The organism is Nocardia sp. NPDC005745 (assembly GCF_040630775.1).
Taxonomy (GTDB): domain Bacteria; phylum Actinomycetota; class Actinomycetes; order Mycobacteriales; family Mycobacteriaceae; genus Nocardia.
In genome coordinates this window covers 1-17,113 of sequence record NZ_JBEXYF010000018.1, presented here as the reverse complement: position 1 = coordinate 17,113, position 17,113 = coordinate 1, and the positions used below count along the sequence as shown (strand labels likewise).

Annotated in this window: 16 protein-coding genes, 1 tRNA gene and 1 pseudogene; 11 read left to right on the top strand and 7 right to left on the bottom strand. The window is 65.7% G+C overall.

Annotated elements, in window-relative coordinates; genetic code table 11:
- Nucleotides 1–172 precede the first annotated feature (172 nt).
- Nucleotides 173–532, bottom strand: a complete 360-nt coding sequence (locus tag ABZ420_RS20085) for a helix-turn-helix domain-containing protein (protein WP_357124684.1) — start codon at nt 530–532, stop codon at nt 173–175.
- Between the two features lie 140 nt (nt 533–672).
- Here ABZ420_RS20085 and ABZ420_RS20080 point away from each other — a divergent pair, with 140 nt between their 5' ends.
- The 3 genes from ABZ420_RS20080 to ABZ420_RS20070 all read left to right on the top strand — a co-directional run bounded on the left by ABZ420_RS20080 (nt 673) and on the right by ABZ420_RS20070 (nt 2,236).
- Complete coding sequence (locus tag ABZ420_RS20080; RefSeq protein WP_357124681.1) at nt 673–1,542, top strand: NAD(P)-binding domain-containing protein; 870 nt, start codon at nt 673–675, stop codon at nt 1,540–1,542.
- A gap of 141 nt (nt 1,543–1,683) precedes the next feature.
- A complete protein-coding gene (locus ABZ420_RS20075; RefSeq protein ID WP_357124678.1) occupies nt 1,684–1,902 on the top strand; it encodes a DUF2945 domain-containing protein in 219 nt (72 codons plus the stop codon).
- A 4-nt stretch (nt 1,903–1,906) separates the two neighbouring features.
- Nucleotides 1,907–2,236: a DUF3140 domain-containing protein gene (locus tag ABZ420_RS20070; RefSeq protein ID WP_357124676.1), complete on the top strand. Its 330-nt coding sequence runs from the start codon at nt 1,907–1,909 to the stop codon at nt 2,234–2,236.
- A 214-nt stretch (nt 2,237–2,450) separates the two neighbouring features.
- Here ABZ420_RS20070 and ABZ420_RS20065 read toward each other — a convergent pair whose 3' ends face one another.
- The 3 genes from ABZ420_RS20065 to ABZ420_RS20055 form a co-directional block, all read right to left on the bottom strand.
- Complete coding sequence (locus ABZ420_RS20065) at nt 2,451–2,636, bottom strand: LysM domain-containing protein (protein WP_062970460.1); 186 nt, start codon at nt 2,634–2,636, stop codon at nt 2,451–2,453.
- 9 nt (nt 2,637–2,645) lie between these two features.
- On the bottom strand, nt 2,646–3,122 hold the full coding sequence (locus tag ABZ420_RS20060) for a LysM peptidoglycan-binding domain-containing protein (protein ID WP_357124673.1): 477 nt from the start codon (nt 3,120–3,122) through the stop codon (nt 2,646–2,648).
- 435 nt (nt 3,123–3,557) lie between these two features.
- Nucleotides 3,558–3,761, bottom strand: a complete 204-nt coding sequence (locus ABZ420_RS20055) for a hypothetical protein (protein WP_357124670.1) — start codon at nt 3,759–3,761, stop codon at nt 3,558–3,560.
- Between the two features lie 129 nt (nt 3,762–3,890).
- Here ABZ420_RS20055 and ABZ420_RS20050 point away from each other — a divergent pair, with 129 nt between their 5' ends.
- A complete protein-coding gene (locus tag ABZ420_RS20050; RefSeq protein WP_357124667.1) occupies nt 3,891–5,324 on the top strand; it encodes a hypothetical protein in 1,434 nt (477 codons plus the stop codon).
- A 46-nt stretch (nt 5,325–5,370) separates the two neighbouring features.
- Here the strand turns inward: ABZ420_RS20050 and ABZ420_RS20045 are convergent, their stop codons facing one another.
- The 3 genes from ABZ420_RS20045 to ABZ420_RS20035 form a co-directional block, all read right to left on the bottom strand.
- The gene (locus ABZ420_RS20045; protein WP_357124664.1) at nt 5,371–6,021 is read right to left on the bottom strand and encodes a hypothetical protein; all 651 of its coding nucleotides are present in this window, start codon (nt 6,019–6,021) and stop codon (nt 5,371–5,373) included.
- On the bottom strand, nt 6,018–6,380 hold the full coding sequence (locus tag ABZ420_RS20040; RefSeq protein WP_357124661.1) for a hypothetical protein: 363 nt from the start codon (nt 6,378–6,380) through the stop codon (nt 6,018–6,020). The genes ABZ420_RS20045 and ABZ420_RS20040 overlap by 4 nt, the downstream gene beginning before the upstream one ends.
- 1,342 nt (nt 6,381–7,722) lie before the next feature.
- Nucleotides 7,723–8,640, bottom strand: coding sequence for a hypothetical protein (locus tag ABZ420_RS20035; protein ID WP_357124658.1), 918 nt, complete (start codon nt 8,638–8,640; stop codon nt 7,723–7,725).
- A 1,003-nt stretch (nt 8,641–9,643) separates the two neighbouring features.
- Here ABZ420_RS20035 and ABZ420_RS20030 point away from each other — a divergent pair.
- From ABZ420_RS20030 to ABZ420_RS20000, 7 genes and pseudogenes are all read left to right on the top strand, one after another.
- A tRNA-Leu gene (locus tag ABZ420_RS20030) sits at nt 9,644–9,728 on the top strand.
- Nucleotides 9,729–9,837: 109 nt separating this feature from the next.
- A complete protein-coding gene (locus ABZ420_RS20025; protein WP_357124656.1) occupies nt 9,838–10,296 on the top strand; it encodes a hypothetical protein in 459 nt (152 codons plus the stop codon).
- Nucleotides 10,293–11,378 (top strand): site-specific integrase, encoded by a 1,086-nt coding sequence (locus ABZ420_RS20020; protein ID WP_357124653.1) that lies wholly within the window; start codon nt 10,293–10,295, stop codon nt 11,376–11,378. Before ABZ420_RS20025 ends, ABZ420_RS20020 begins: the two co-directional genes overlap by 4 nt.
- Nucleotides 11,375–12,766, top strand: a complete 1,392-nt coding sequence (locus ABZ420_RS20015) for a hypothetical protein (protein WP_357124650.1) — start codon at nt 11,375–11,377, stop codon at nt 12,764–12,766. Before ABZ420_RS20020 ends, ABZ420_RS20015 begins: the two co-directional genes overlap by 4 nt.
- Nucleotides 12,767–13,114: 348 nt before the next feature.
- Entirely contained in the window at nt 13,115–15,490 is a 2,376-nt protein-coding gene (locus tag ABZ420_RS20010) for a hypothetical protein (protein WP_357124647.1), read from the top strand.
- A gap of 198 nt (nt 15,491–15,688) precedes the next feature.
- Nucleotides 15,689–16,720 (top strand): hypothetical protein, encoded by a 1,032-nt coding sequence (locus ABZ420_RS20005; RefSeq protein WP_357124644.1) that lies wholly within the window; start codon nt 15,689–15,691, stop codon nt 16,718–16,720.
- Between the two features lie 65 nt (nt 16,721–16,785).
- Nucleotides 16,786–17,113, top strand: a pseudogene (locus ABZ420_RS20000) (transposase); the annotation flags it as partial.

Below are 17,113 nucleotides of genomic sequence, written 5' to 3'. Positions count from 1 at the left end.
CTGCGCTGCCACCCACATCTTGCAAAAGTTGTGACGTGGAACATACGACGGGCCCGGTTATGCGTCAATTACACAGGGTGTGCACAAAAGTAACTATAGTTACCAACTAGTAGCTTGATCTTCCGCTGAACGATGTTGCCCGAGTGAAACATTCACTTTTGAAGGATTCACCTCAGGGCAGCTGATGCACCCGCGGCGCCCCGATCCGATCGATCCGGTCCCGTCCCCAGGCGCCCAACGGCTCCAGTGCGGCGTTGAGCGCCACGCCGATCTCGGTCAGCCGGTACTCCACGCGCGGCGGCACTTCGCGGTAGACGGTCCTGCTCACGATCCCGTCCTCCTCCAGCTCCCGCAGCTGCTGGATCAGCATCTTCTCCGAGACCCCCGGCAGCCCCTTGCGCAACTCGCCGAAGCGCCGCACGCCGTGGTTCTCCAGTTCCCAGAGAATCAGCGCCTTCCACTTGCCGCCGACCACATCCATCGCGGCGTCGATACCGCAGAAATACGGCCCCGATCGCTTCGCGCCCACCATACACCTCGCTACCTGCTCACAAACCAATTGGTAAGTACCGGACAAAATAGTAGGTACTTGCCGCTCCGTCGGGCAACGAGCACTCTTGGTCACGGCGCGCTGACCAGAACGTTTCTCGAACCCAAGGAGTTGAACCCGCAATGGCGGAGACCACGAAGACCCCGGTGACCATCCTGGGACTCGGTGCGATGGGCCAGGCGCTGGCCGCGACATTCCTGAAGGCCGGCGTGCCGACAACCCTCTGGAACCGCACCCGGGGCAAGGACGCCGAACTCCTCGCGGCCGGAGCCGTCACCGCCGCGACCGTCGCCGAGGCGATCGGCGCCGACGGCCCGATCGTCGCCGTACTGCTCGACCACGCCTCGGTGCACGCCACCCTCGACCCGGTCGCTGCCCGACTGGCCGGACGACAACTGATCAACCTGACCAGCACCGCCCCCGACGAAGCTCGCGAACTCGCCGCCTGGGCTGCCGGTCACGACTGCGACTACCTCGACGGCGGAATCATGGCGGTGCCGCCCATGATCGGCCGACCCGGCGCCTCCATCCTCTACAGCGGCTCCCGGACGGTCTTCGACACACACCGCGAAACCCTCGAATTGCTCGCTGCCGCGGAATACTTCGGCGAAGACGCGGGCTTCGCCTCGACCTACGACTTCGCCCTGCTCGCCACCATGTACGCCATGTTCGGCGGCTTCCTGCACGGCGCGGCCATGATGCGCTCGGTCGGCGTCTCCGCCGCCGAATTCGGCCGACGAGCCGCCGCGTGGGTCGGCGCCATGACCCAGTCGTTGCCACATCAGGGGGCCGTCATCGACACCGCCGCATACGCCGACCCGGTCCAATCCATCGCGTTCCACAAAGCCGCACTGGACGCGATAAACCGCGCCAGCCGCGACGCGAACGTCACCCTCGACTTCGTCGCCCCCTTGAAAAACCTGCTCGACCGTCAGGTCGCCGACGGTCGCGGCGCGCTGGGATTCGAACGAACATTTGAAGAACTCCTCTGACCCGCACGTCACGCTTTCAATCCCGCGATCCCTCCCGCACTGATGCCCAAACGATGCAACATCGCTTCAGCTATCGGTTTGCGGCGTACCGGCCGGGGTACCACGTGCACGTCGGAAACGGGATCAGGTAAGGAATCTGCCATGAGCAAGCGATCCTTCAGCAAAGGCGACAAAGTGGAATGGAAGAGCCACGGCGGTACCGCCGAAGGTGAGGTGGAAGAGGTGATCACATCCGACACCGAAGCCGCCGGTCGGACCGTCCGGGCATCCGAGGAAGATCCGCAGTACCGGGTGCGCAGTGCGAAAAGCGGCCGTGACGCGGTACACAAACCCGACGCTCTTCATCGGCAGGACGACTGAAATCATGACGACAGATAAGAAGGACACACGTGCGGAATTCGACAACATCGTCAATATGACGGCGAAAGAACTACGTCGTTGGCTCGACACCGACGAGTCGAAATCGGTGGGACAGAAATCGGAAGGCGGCGGCGAGTCGACCGGGCACCGGAGCGGACGCCGCATCGTGGACATCCTCGAGAAGAACGACCTGACCGACGACGACTACGCGCACATGCGCAAAGTCGTCGGCTACGCGCACCGCCATCTCGAGCAACGACCTTCCGGGGACATCGTCGACAGCAAGTGGCGGTACTCGCTGATGAACTGGGGCCACGATCCGCTCAAGCCCTGACTGAGGCCCACGATTCCACCGGTCGCCGCTCTCGTGCTGGGTGACCGATCGGGTCGCGGGTCGCCTGCGCGATCCTGTCGGGCGGCGAGAACGTTGCCCTCCCAGGAGTGGAGCATCCGCTGCTGGGAGGGCAACAGCAATACCGTCGGCCCTTGCTGTCCCGAGGTGAGCGATCGGAGGCCGCCGCAATTGCGAGGACGACTCGGCATCCGGTCTAGCCCGCCGAGGCGAGGATGGACCGCAAGGGGAGCATGATCTGCTGGCCGACTCTGATGAAGTCCGGGTTCTCGATACCGTTGATGTCGGCAATCCTCTGCAAGAATTTCAGATCGCCGTACTTCTTCTTGACGATTCCCGACAGGGTCTCGCCTGCGACGACCGTATGCCATTCGGCTGCCATGGTTATCTCCTAGTTCTTCGGGGGAATAATCAATTCTCGGCCGACGTGAATGACGTCGGGGTCCAGGATCTCGTTCGCGTCGGCGATCAGCGGGAACAGTGTGGCATCACCGTAGAAGCGCTTGGCGAGCTTGGACAGTGTGTCGCCGGAAACGACTTTGTACGAGATGCCGGGAATGATCAGTACCTGACCAGCGTGGATCTGGTCGGGATCGTCGATTCCGTTCGCCGCGGCGATCAGCGGGAACAGATGCGAGTTCTGCGGGCGATAGAAATGCCCTGCCAATCCGGACAGTGTTTCGCCTCGCACCACCGTGTGCTTGCGGTTCACCTCGGGGATGATCAGCACCGTCCCGACGCGTATCGAATCGGGATCCGGAACGCCACTGGCCACGGCGATGAGTTGGAAAAGCGCGGCCTGACCGTAAAATCTCTTCGCAATCGCAGAGAGAGTGTCTCCTGCGGCTACCGTGTGTGTATTGATCATCGATTGACCCTCTCGTCGAACTATGGGATTTCATAGGAATGTCGAGAACCCGGGGCGAATGATGCCGGACTCCGGATCGACGATCTCAGCGTACAGTCGGCACGACGATCATCGAAGTGCTCGGTCGGATTATTTCGAATTCGGGTAGTTCACTACTCGCTCATCGAGTCATTCTGCGCGGCGGCGGTGCCCGTCCGATTCGGTAAGCGTTTTCCGCACGGCGCGACGCGAGGCGCAAGGGCCCAAATGAGTAGTGGGCTACGCGTCACCCGCCGACGGGGCGGGCTTAGCGTGGATTCCGCGAAGAGCCGCCACACCATTCGAATGCCGGAACCGTCGTCGGGAGAAGTTATGGACGCCACAGCGCCAACGTATGTCCTGGCAAAGGACCTCTCCGAAGCGCTGACGATGGCATCGAGGTGTGCCGAACCTCGATCACCGGCCAGCCAGAGCTACCGCCTCCGGGCCGCGGGATTTCTCACCGAGAATGATCGAGTAGCCCACGCCATCGACACAGAGCTCGGCGAATTGTTCCGCAGTGACCCCGCGCTCAGCCCTCTTGTCGAGGCCACAGGCAGCAGGGGTGGCCGCAAACGCCTCACCGAGCACTTGTATCGAGCGCTGCACGAGCACCCGCACGCGCGAGAATCCCTGCTTTCGTTGACCCGAGGTATCGCCGACCCCCTCGCGGGCCGCACGCCCATCGGTCGTGTGCCGTCGCGGAGCCGGTCGTGGGGGTGGTTCAGCCGCGAGGTCGTCCTCGTGTGGATGAATGTTCTGATCGTCGTCCCGATCGTTTTCGCTTTCCTCACCGTGTGGGGCGGATTCCACCGTCATAGTTCGGCAGACGATCTGTCCACCGGAGTGCTGAAGATATTCATCGTCTGGGTGCTTTCCTTCCTGCCCAGCTGGCTGTATATCCGATTTCTGGGCCAGCGCGCGAGTGCCTTGTGGAACGAGTACGTCCTCAACCTTCACCGGCTCGCAGTGGACGAGCCGAAATACTTGCCCCGGCCACCGCGATCCTCCGAGTTCTACGAGGAATGGATCGCCGACGGCGGCTACCTCCAAGAAGACGATTACAATATCTACCGACAGAAATTCAACGCCTACTACGGGCGTGCGGTGTCCTCCGCGGGTGGATCCGATTTCGCGGTGAAGACCGAAACTCTGTTCCCGGTCTTCCTCGCCACGATCGGCTTCGCGACCTGCTGGACCGCGACCCTCTGGGATCTGGACTTCGTCGAGAACCCCACCACGGTGTGGGACATCCTCAAGTTCGGCTTTCTCGGCGCTTACGCGTTCACCGTCCAGAGCCTCGTCCGGCGTTTCTTCCAAAGCGACCTCAGGCCGAGTGCGTATGCCTCCGCGCTCTTGCGAATAATCGTCGTCTTCACCACCTTGGTGCCGCTGCACCAGTTGATCGACAGCTTGGAACCCGGCGTTCGATCGGCGGTAGCCTTCGTCGTCGGCTCCTTTCCGATCGTCGGCGTCTATGCTCTCCACAGGACCGCCGCGGTCGCCCTCCGCGCCGCAGTCCCCCAGCTCACACCGCACTATCCGCTCAATCAGCTCGATGGCCTGAACGTGTGGTACGAATCGCGGCTCATCGAAGAAGGCATCGAAGACATGCAGAGTCTGGTGACGGCGAATCTCATCGATGTCATGCTCCACACGCGTGTCCCGCTGGGCCGTCTGGTGGATTGGATCGATCAGGCTCAGCTCTACTTCCACCTCGATCACAGCGAGGTGACACGGCACGAACGCCGGCGCTCCCTGCGCTTCGGTGACAAGCCGTCGTCCCACCCTTCCACCGAAGATCCCAGCTGGACCGCGCAACTCGGCGGTAGTCTCGGCCCCGGCGTTCGCGCCGGCACCAGAACCCGGGTGAAACTGCGTCAACTCGGTATCCGGACGGCGACCGACCTGCTCATCGCCTTCCCGCCCAGCCAAGTCGACCCGCGCACTCCGGCAGGATCGGCCGGTGGTCAGTATTTCCAACATCTGGCGCCCGTGGGCATCGATCTCGATCAAATACGCATTCTCGTTCGCGTTCTCGATGGGAATACCGAGCTTGTACCCGTCTGGAACTGGCAACGTAGAGGCGCTCGTATCCGCGCCCCGCAGCAAACCTCGGGTAGAAGACGCGTGAACGGGCTCGGTTCCTCACGGCCGGAAACAACTGCGAGTGCACGGCCCTAGCCACCGCCACACTGCGCAGATCCTCACCGCGAGGAGTCGGTCGAATTCACCCACCGGCCCACCGAGCTTGCGGTGGTCGCGCCGTGGGTAGGCGCCCGGCGGGCAAGGTCGGAGGCAGCTCGACGAGGGGTACGGGCCGTCGAAGGTCGATCATCGTCGCCGTGTGCAGTCTGCGTTCGCGCCGCATGATCGGCCCGAGTTCCGGCGCGCCGATCGACACCGTCACGGTGCAGTCACCGGGGCCCAGTGCCGCCAGCATTCCGTTGCGGACGGTGGCGGCGAGCGGCTGGAGCAGTATCGCGACGCAGAGTTCTATCGTGAACTCCCCGACCGAATTTCCGTCGACGGTGACCTCCAAGCCCGGACGGTAGGTTTGCGTGATCTCGTGTTCGAACAGCGTGACCTGTTCGGTTCCACCGGCGCGGGTACGCATCGCCGCCGAGCGCAACCGGTCGTAGCGGCGCCAACCCCCGATCGCGACACTGCCCAGGTCGACCTCGAGCAGCCCATCGACGGTCTCGGCCACCTCGTGCAGCGCCACCGCCCCCAGTGTCCGGGCCACGCCCGGCGCCCGGCGCAGCGCCAAGCGTTCGGCGCCCCTTTCGTGCAGGCGCTCGGCCAGCTCACCCACCTCGACATCGTGCGGGGCGTTGTGGAACAGAACCGACCGAGCACTCATCGACGCTGGACTCGTCATCCGAGCACCTCCTTGACGTTCAGCCACGGCTCGCAGGCCCGCAGCCGTATCCGCACGTCCGGAGCACGGGTGACCTGGCGAACGTGGATCATCGGGGGGACATCCGCGACCACCCGCACGTGTACCTGCGGAAGACGCGGATCCTTGTTGCGCGACGCCTCATTCGGGCGTTTCCGGCGACCGCGAACAACCAGCGCCGCGGCGCCGAGGAGGAGTAGGAACCCTCCGAGACCGAGTATGTCGCCGACGCCGGTGTTCCGATCACTGTCCTCGGCTTGTCCCGGCGACGGTGGACGCTCGCCGGGCGGTTCCGTGTTCGCGCGGTCGCCGGTAGTGGTGACCAGCCGCGCGGGGATCATCTCGATGGATGTCCTCGCTGCAAGGCCCTGGGAGGCTCCGACGCATGCGGCGGAAATGGAGTGCGAACCCAGTCGGACCCCTTCGGGCACATCGACGCGAACATCGAACACACCACCTCGTACCTGGGCAGGCACCGATTCGGACCAGTCCGGAAAGGCGCGCGCCAGGTCACAAGGCCAGCGCTCGCCCCGAACGGTGATAGTGGTGCCGAGTTCCGCGGTGGCCGGAGCGACGAGCGTGGGCGCGGAATTCTCGGACGGTCCGGGGGTCGGGCCGGCACTCGGTGTTCGCACAGTTGTCCGGAGCGGTTCGGTTGTTGTGGTCGGCGGATTCGGCTTGGTCGTAGTGGTTGTCGGCTCAGGACTCGTCGTCGTGGCCGTGGGATCGGGCGTCTTGGTGGTGGTCTGCGTCTGCGTTTCCCCAGTCGAAGGCGGCGCGCTATCTGTCGGCGTGCTCACCGGCCACACCGGTCCCGCCGTGCTGGGCGGGACGGGCACGGTGGGAATCGGCTCCGGTGCCGCGACGGATACCGGCACGGCGCCGAACAGGCCAGCTATGGCCACCGCGACGAGAAGTGCTTGCGAGCCGTTTCTCATGATCACCTCCCCCCGAGGCCGGTATGCCCTCGAGGATCCAGTCGAGTGTGGGCGCACATCTTCCTCGCGACGCGAGTAGCTACCTACCTGTCTCCCTGCGATCCTCTACGGCTTGCCCTTCGATGGCCGCTCCAGCGAGGATCGCCTCACACCGATTGGCCAGCACAGGAGGATTTCTGGGTCGTAGTGCAGCCCCGTAACTCGGTACGCCAGCACTCTCCCCGGCCCGTCTCGGGCTGACCGATCACGGCGGGCAACTGGCTGGCATTCGCCGTTCGCTCGTGTACACGCGCGGTGCTAGTTCGCCATCGGTCCGGGTCGGCTGACGCGCCGTCCGCTGAGGCGAGCGTGTGACCCATGGCTTTGAGAGATCGAGTACCGGCTACTCATCTGCACCTCACACCCCTCGCCGACAACGCCGTGGTGGTGGACATCCCCGGCAGCGGCGGGCCCAGCCGCGACCCGTTCATTGCCGTTCCTGACCGGCACGATCGACGGTGCGCGATCCGCGCCATCAGGGCTTCGATGCGGCGATCAAGCTGTGTTCGCGACGCTGCCGAGGTCGTGTGCAGGATGTGCCTTGCGACAACGAGACCATGGGGCTGCCCGGCTCTCCCCCACGGTCGCGAGGCAGGGCCGATGATCGAGCACCCGTGGTTCACCCACCCCGCCTCGACTTGATCCATTCCCACAGCTCCGTGATCGAGGGGAACGCTCCACTCGCTCGAGTCAGGTCCTGGAGGCCTCAGAACAAGCTCGTCTGCGCGGCAACGGACCCGACCGTGATCGACTCGTCGAGCTCGATACGCCGCCCGATGAGCTGACTGTCGTTGACCAGCAATAATTCTCCGGAATCGGATCCGTCGCGGCAAGCGATGGTGTGCCCGTGCGCAGTCACCGCGTCGAGGACGTACTCCCCCGGCATCACCCCGCCGAAATCCACGACGGTCGCGTAGCGGCCCCGCTCCGCCACTGTGCGATAGAACTCGCCGCCACCCGACCAGGTCGTTCCGGTGCGCATCGTCCCGGTGGGCAGCACAGCGAGCGCGTCGGAGGCTGCGGCGGCCACTGCGGCCTCCACTGCCGCCCACGGAGCCAGCGGCTTGGTCAGTACACGAGTCTTCGCCGCGCTGCCGACGGCCTGCCGGAATCCGGCCTGTGCCGACACCACCCGCTCCAGTTCGCGAACATGCAAGCCATCCGGTGAGTCGGCGATGAATCGGGCGGCGAGCGCGCCCTGTTCGTACAGGCGGCGATGCCGACGTACCGCCGACGCCGTGCCCACCTTGGCCAGTCCGTCACCGAAATAGGCGATATAGAGATGGTGGGGCTGCGACACGTAATCACGGATCTGCTCGGGCAGGGCAGAGATCGGTCCGCGGTGGGTATGCACCACCGCCCACCCTTCCCGCGCTCGGCAATGCGGGCACCGCCGGCCGCTGGGAAGTTGTGCGGAATCCGGACACGCTCGCCGCCCCGGGAAACTGCCGAATCCAAGATATCCCAGGCAATATCGCGCCGTGTCGCGGACCCGGAACGCCAAGCGTGTACCGAGACCGGGCACGCGCTCGGCCGATCCGTCACCGCGGATCAGCTCATACCACCACTGGCCGCGCTCGTCCCAGCGTGTACCGCCGTACAGCAGGTTATCCGTCGTGGGCATGTGCTCACCGCTCCGCACGTTCGTGTTGGGTCGTGGTCATCACCATGATGCGCGACGCCACCGAAACGTGTTGTGTGCGTGTGGATAACTCATGCCGATTTGCCATGAGCCCAATGCCGGCGATCCGTCGATCTCGCATCCATGTTGCAGGCCTAGGTATTTCCGCGACTCTCCGGTGTTATTCGAGGCCGCGCGCCGTCCGCCCGAGACGCGGGATGGGGCCATCACTTCCAGGCACGCGCCGCCCAGTTGGGTGTCGGTGACCGATACCGATGTGCCGATGAGCGTCGAGGTCGCGTTCGCGACAAACTCGGCAACACCATTCCCGGCACCCCGGCACCCCGGCACCCCGGCACCCCGGCACCCCGACCGAGCGCCGAACCGGCCTGCCATAGATCTAGTGATTGCCCGCACCGGCGACGCGGACCGCCGAGCGGGTGGCCGGTCCCAACCGTGGTAGTCGCGCAGCAGATGCGACACCTCGTGCACCCGTACCGCGGCCAGTCCCCCACTGAAGTCAGTCCATGATGCCGGCGACACGCGGCACTGCCACTGCCGGTCTATGTCATCGGGCGGTTCGACAATCGGACTACGGTCCGCTTACTGTTGGTAACTCCGTCTCCCACAGCCTCGACCATTAGCGTCCATGCCGCATCCCGGCGAGATTTCTCCGGCCGCTTCCGTACTGCCGCCACACACGGCCGAGCGCGGCCTGCCGCAGATCGGCAGCACAAGGGTCCGATCGGCGAGATCCCGCGGACGACATACCCGTCACGCCCGGTGCCCTAGTCCGTGCGATCGAGCAGCGCTAGCCCCGCACGCCAGCCGCTCCGTCACATAGCCCGACATGCCGATCACGCACCCAGTCGAACAGCGCCACATGGAGCTCCCGCCGTCACCGGATGATGGTCCGACCAACCCATCCCAACTCGTTCGAGAATCCGCAAGCCCAGCCGCGATTTGGTCCACGCGGAGCGATCCGATAATCTTGCTGAGCACACCGGTCCGGGTGGCGGAATGGCAGACGCGCTAGCTTGAGGTGCTAGTGCCCTTTATCGGGCGTGGGGGTTCAAGTCCCCCTCCGGACACAAAAACGTGGCAAATATGCCTCAGAAATCGTGTCCGGGCACAGCCTGGACACCCACCCTCGGATCACCCCCGCGACCTGCGAGTTTACCCCTTCGGGGGGTGAAAAGTGTGACCGATGACACACTCATTCCGGTCGTACCCTCCTTCGCACTGGCCACGGTCGGCGGTGGCCTCGACACCATGCCCGGTGTGCCGGGACTGCCGCTGGGGAATGTCGAGCAACCGCCGCAGCGGACGGCCGTGCACAGCATCCGCCCGGTCGACACCAACGGCCACGTCGTGGACAAGACCGTTCTCACCGCGCTGGACTGGCGTCCCGGTGACCAGTTGTCGTGGCGGATCTGCGGCGGGCTGATCGTGATCACCCGCCCCGGCTTCGGCCGCCGCGGCATCACCAAACACGGCCACCTTCCGCTGCCGGCAGCGATCCGTCGAAGCGCGGGCATCCGCATCCACGACCGGGTCCTGCTGGCCGCCGACCCCGAGCAGGCGCTGCTGGTGGTGTATCCCGCGCACGTGGTGGATGAGATCCTGGCGCGCCGCTTCTGCGAAGGAGCCGGGCAATGAGCACGCGCACCGACGCCGACATCGCCACGGTGCAGATGATGATGGACCGTCTCGGGCTCAGCGTCGACGACCTGACCGCACGCGCCGAATCTCCCCGAGCTGTTCCGGCTTTCGCCGAGTACATCCCGACGGTGCTGGCGGCAATGCCCACCGGGCTGACCCGCAACCACTATCAAACATATTGGAACAAGATCCTCGCCCAGCCCGGGTGGGCGCAGCGGCGCCTGGACGAGCCGACGACCGCGGATCTGCAGGGGTTGTGTGAGGCGATCCGCGCACAACGGGTGATCCGCCGCAGCGACCGCGGAGGCCGTGACGTGGTCCGTCACGTGATCGATGCGTTGCGGCGGCTGTACAAACACGCCGAGGACAACCAGGTGATCGACCCGCGCGACAACCCTGCGGTCCGGTTGACCAAGCCGAAGCGCACCCGCTCGAATCGTCGTGCGTTGCAGAGCGATCTGCTCGCGCAGATCGTTCATGTCGCGGCGACCACGGGCAACGATCCGGAGCTGGATACCTTGTTGCTGCGGCTGCACACCGAGACCGGATGCCGCCGTGGTGGGGCGCTGGCGTTGCGGCCGCAGGACCTGGACCCGGTGCAGTCGCTGATCTTGCTGCGGGAAAAGGGCGGCACTCAGTTGTGGCAGCCGGTCTCCCCCACCCTGATGCGCGCGTTGTGCCGTCACGCCGAGCAGCGTGGCGCGGCACCGAACGAGCAGCTGCTGCGCGCACGCAACGGGAAACCGATCACCCGCCGCCGATACAACGGCCTGTTCGAACGCCTCGGCCGCCACCTGCCGTGGGTTCATTCTCACGGCATCTCGATTCACTGGCTACGCCACATCACGACCACATGGGTCGAACGCCACTACGGCCCGGCCGTAGCGAGCGAGTTCGCCCGCCACTCCCACAACGGCAGCGGCACCACCGGCATCTACACCACCGCCACCATCAACGAAGTCGCCGCCGCCATCGCTCACCTCACCGGCGAACCCCATCCTTTGGCCACAACACCACCCAGCTCGGATCGGGCCAGGAGCGGTTCGGCGAACATCCCTGCTCTGGAGGGCGCACGATGACCAGTAGTCTCCACTCCGCTGCGGCCGCGTCCAACGAGTCATCCGATCGGCCGGAAGAATTCGTGGTCGAGTCCGGACGATGGTGGTCTCGCCGCGGCGACCGGGTGATGCCGACGGATCTGGCACGGCGTGTCGCGCTGGCTGAGGAACAGTTGCCCTGGCAGGGACACAGCGCGCTGTATGACGTGCACAGCGAACGGGAGATCGCCGCCGAACGGGCCCTGCGTGTGTGGATGCGCGCCAAGCAGCGCCGCCAGCGCAAACGCGTGTTCCGTGCCGAACTGGCCGATGCAGAGCGTGACCGCCGCACCTCGGCTGCGATCGAGCGTGAGGACGCCGCCGAGCAACGCTGGCACCGGCGCGCTCGCGCACAGCGGCGGCGCGAAACCAATCCTGATGCGCTGGAGGGGATGCTGCACCGTCGCGCGACCCGCTCGTCGTGGCGGCTGCGGGCGGTCATGGCCATCGGGTTGCTCTGGTCGGCGGTCAACGTCGGCCGCAACCTGACCCCCGACGGCGCGAGCGGGGAGGTGAGCTGGTGGCTGTTGTGGGCGCTGAGTTTCGGTATCGAGGCGATGATTTCGGTGCCGATCCTCGAGATCATGGCCCAGGCCGCCACCGCTGCACGCCTGGGCATCACCGTGCAGCGCACCAAGATCGTGGTGATCGAGACGGTGTTGCTGACCGCGACGGTCGGACTCAACAGCGGCCCGCACCTGGCTGCTGGTGATCTCGGTCGCGCCGCGGAATACTCCGTCGCCCCGATCATGGTGGTGGTGTTGATGTGGTTGCACGCATGGCTCACCGCCCGCAACGCCGAGATGATCGCCACGCTTGCCACCCGCCGCACCGAAACATCCGCGCACGAATCTTCTGCATCCGACGGCGGTGTCGGCTCTGCGGATCGCGCCGTAGCTTCTAATCGGCCGGCACTGTCGCCGATGGCCGTGCCAGCGAGACCGGCATATCCCGCGTCGGCGACCACGACGACCGCCGCTGGATCCGAATCGGCGGGTTTCACACCGCCAGGCCGGAGCGGGGCAACCGCTGTCGCTATCTCCCCCGGGTTCGCTGAGCAGTCGACATCTCAACCGCCCGCTGAAGCAACACCACAAACTGACGGGGGCATCACGACAGCGGTGACGGTCAGCTCGTGCGGTGAGATCGCCGAGCAGCTGGTGCTGCGCAAACTCGTGCAGAAGCCCGCGCCGCAGATCGTGGCCATTCTGCAGCTGGCTGCCCAAGGCCTCAACGCCAACCGGATCGCCACCGAGATGAGCGCGATCACCTCCTCGCCGTGGGCGCGCTCCACCGTCGACCGCATCATCGCCCGCGCTGAATCCCTGGGCTTCGACCCCACCACCACCGACCAGGGGGTTGCGGCCTAGCCCGAAGTTTCCAAGCAGTGCCCGCAGGCACCACACCCCGCCTGAACACGCACTAGTTCCGGAACCAGAAAGGACGCCACTACAGACTCGCCGCTGGAGTCGGCTTGACCAGTCGACTCACAACTCCCGAAAAACGCGTAGCGCCCCCAGTTAGCGGCTGAGGGCACTACCAACAACACAACCCTGAAGGCTGCTGATGCCAAGCACCCCCAAGGTAGCTCACACCTGCGCACGTCATCAACCGCTGCCGATCGCAGCGGCGACCACGCACACTCCACTGAAGCCGAGCTACCCGCTGCGCCCGAAAAACCTACGTGCACAACCATTGACGATCGCACCGATGACGCCGTGGCGCGTGCGGTGTTCATGCGGCTGGCGCCCCTGCTGGCCGCACGCCGCTCGATGCGCCTGTGGAACCCCACCCTCGGCCGCTACAACAACCACGCCCGGACTCTGACCCGAAAGCTGCCCGACCAGCCTGCGGCGGTGCCGATCTATCGTGACGGCCGCGCCCGACTGCTGGCGTTGGATTTCGACAGCGCCCGCGACGGCACCGCTGCGGTCGAACGCGACGTCCACCGCTGCCTGGGCTGGATTCGGGAAGCCGGCGGCCGCGCGATCACCGACTGCTCCACCAGCGGCGGCCGCCACATCCTCATCCCCCTACCCCTCGGAGTCACCCTCGACCTCGTCCAGGCCGAATCCCTCGTCCGGCTGCTCGCTGCGCGGCCGCCCAGCCTGGACATCACACCGATGCTCAACCCGGTCACTGGCTGCATCACCCCGCCTGGATCACGCTGCAAGCAAGGCGGATACCGCCGCCTGGACGGCAGTGACGGCAGCCTCGACGACGCCATCGACACCCTCACCACCCGATCCGCGCCCGGCTTCGTCGCCCGACTACACCACCTGCTGGCCAGAACCGCGCACGACGCGAACACCGCGCACGATGCGCGCGCGACACCGCGCGCATCGTGCGCAGCCGACCGGACCGCGCACGCCATGCAGCTGTGGGAGGGCGAAGGCGAGCGCGCGCGGTTGCGCGCGGAATACCGCCGCCAAGGCCCGATCTCCGCCACCGTCGAAGCCTTCGCGCGCGACGGCGCTACGCCCGCTGATGGCCGCTGGATCACGCGCGCGGGCCGGCTGGATCGCTCCGCCGCACGCCAATCCGTGCTCGCCGCCGCGGTCGTGCGCGGCTACTCCTACCTCGACGTGCGCGCGCAGCTACCCGGCGCTGGTGGCAGCTGGCGCGGGTTCGCCGACGCCTACCACCGCTACGGCCACGGCGGCGACGCAGCGATGCACCGTGATTGGATCTCCGTCTGCCGGTGGGCCGAACGCACCGTCCCCGCATTCCTGTCAGTGGCGCACAATACAAAAGACACAGGGGGCTCACCCGAGCCCCGCTCGGCGGCACACCTACAGCAGCGGTGGCTGGCGGCCGCGACGCTGTGGGTGCACGCGCAGTGGCCGCGATCCCCGCGACGGTGGACCGTGCTGGCGGTGCTGCAGGCATTGGCATGGGCTTCCGCGGTCAGCGGGCAGATCGCACGTGGCGTGCCCGTCGTCGAGTTCGGTGGCCGATCCCTGTCCCTGGCCGCAGGCGACCTGCCCGAATCCACCGTATGGGGCGTGCTACGGGAACTGCGCGAACTACCCGGCGCACCGATCTTCCGCATCCGCCCAGGCCAAGGACTACTCGCCGACCGCTACGCCTTGGTCACACCACACCACGGCGTCCACCCCATCCGCCCCGACCAGGCTCAAATCAGCCGCGCACGAGTGGAACCCGTCCATCCCGCCTGGTCATTCCTCGGCCTGCACTGCCGAGGACTGTACGAACTCGTCACCCGCGCGGGGCTCACCACTCCAGCCGATGTGTTCGCCGCGGCCTGCGTCAGCCCGAGCGCTGGGTACAACGCCTTGGCCGTCCTGACCACCGCCGGCCTGGTCACCCATACCCACGGACGCCTACATCCTGGTACAACCAGCCTCGACGACATCACGCACGCGCACGGCCTCCACCACCGGCGCATCGAACGCCTCACCCGCCACCACCAACACCGCGCAGCCTGGAAACACTGGCTCAACCAGCACACCGGACCCGACCATTGCCACCCTCAACTCCGCGCCGTGGCCGTGCAGCAGCGGCCGACCGGCACAGCCACCGTGCTCCACCGAGCCGAGGCAAGAAGAAACCTCAACCTCTGCACAGCCACCGCGGCGTCCGACGGACCCCGACCCGGGAACGACCAGGGGGCGGACCGCCCGACCCTCGTGACCACGCCGGGTGCCGTGGCGGTTGCGCCCACAGCACGGGGCAGATCCGCGCGCGGCATGCGCGCCATGCCCGAGACCCGCGACCGCGATCACAGCAGATGGCCTGAGGTGTACGCGCAGCGCGCGCGATCGTCCGCCAGCACCATCGGCAAACGCGCTCACGCGAAATCCGGCCCCACCTACCTGCGCGTCCCAGTCGAGATCTACATAGAGACATCCGACCCGCCGATCGCTGGTGGCCGTTGGATGATCGAAACAGGCTCGACCGTAATCTACGAGCGCCCCACCGGGATGCAGGTGGCTTCCACCGTTCCCGCAGCCCTCCTTCGGAACTCACCATCGTGGAAACGCGTTCCCGACACAGGTTCGTGGCGGATGACGACCGAGGAAGAGCCCTCCGTAAACCGCGGGCTCCAGTGGTTTCGGTGTGTCGGCATGTAACGATCGGCGTAGCGGCGACGAATACCAACTGGGTTCGGGGTGTTTTTGAGTTACCACTCCTCTGGCCGGTACCCGACATTGGATTCGCGTCCGTAAGCCCAGAGCAGGTTCGCCGCTGCCACCTCTCGGACACCGCGGTGTTGCGCGTCTTCGAATCGTGGCCCTTTCGGGCCGGCTCGGTCCGACCGACAGGAGGTTATGGCAGCGGGACGGGCGGACACGAAGGAGGCTGGTACGAATGTCGTTGTGAGCGCTCCCCTTACGCGAGATGCCGCGCGCCGCTTTGTTGTCGCGGCATTCGACGTTCTCCTCGCCGACAATGCGATCCCCACCTCTTCCGGGCATCGACGCTTGCAAGCGCACATCGACTTCGATGCCAGACGCCTGGAGCAGCTGCCGCAGTACTCGGCGCTCACTCATGCCATCGGCACCGAGTTCTCAGCAGCATTCGAACCGGGTGAAGATGACAACCGGGCGCACCAGCTCACCATCTCGCTGTGGATCCACAGCTTCCTGGAACACTGCATCTACTTGTGCTCGATGCACGCGACCTACGGCGGCGACGGCGGCACGCCATACGACCCTCATGGTTCCCCGGTCGCCGAAGCGATCGACGAGCTCGTGTCCGTGCTCGCCGGCGCGTCCTACAACTTCGTGGTGACCCGCGTAGTCTCGCACCTCACGACAGAGAACAGTGCGAAGATCCAGATCGGCGATATCACCATCGAACCGGACAATCGCATGCTCGACGCACGGATTCGCCGACTGATTCCCGACGCCGAACACGCGTGGAAAAGACGCCCGCCGAGGGTCTTCCGGCCACCGAACTCCCTACTTGTCGCCACCGCTACAGTCACCAGCTCCGAGTCGCACTCCGACCGGGAGCTGCGCACCAAACTGGACAGGTTCGTCCTTGCCATCTGCCTTCTGACCGGCGCCACCGTGCAGTCCACCTACGAAGTCGCCGGGGCAAGTACACCGATCACCCGCTGGCCGGCCCGGCTTTCGATGCTTATCGACGACAAAAGACCATCCGTGGTGCGCCGGGTTGTTCGGCTCACCGGCACTGAAGGCGCGGCGATCGACGCGCTGACCGACCTCCTCGCGAACACCGAGGTGAAACGACCAGGCGCCGTGAAGAACTCTCTTTCCGTCGCCATCCGGAAGTTCAGCCAGCTCGATACCACCACCGACCCATTCGACCAACTGGTGGTGGCCTGTCCCAGGTGAATGAGACCGCCCGGATTTAGAGTCCTGTTGGCCCTGGTGAGGGGCCAGAAGGGACACTGAGAACCATGGCAGGACGTAAGCGGCATTCCGCGGAAGAGATCGTACGGAAGCTGCGCCGTGCCGACGAGTTGGCTGCCGCCGGGGCTTCGGGCGAGGAGATCGCCGCTGAGCTGGGGATCTCTGCGGCCACGTTGTATAACTGGCGGCGCCAGTACGGCGGAATGGACACCGACGCCGCCAAAGAGCTCAAGGAGTTGCGGGAGCAGAACGCCCGGCTCAAGCGGTTGCTGGCTGATGCCGAGCTGGAGAAAGACGCGTTGCGGGAGATCGCTCGGGGAAACTTCTAGGCCCGGCGGCCAAGCGGCGGGCGGTGGGCATGCTTTTGCAGGTCAA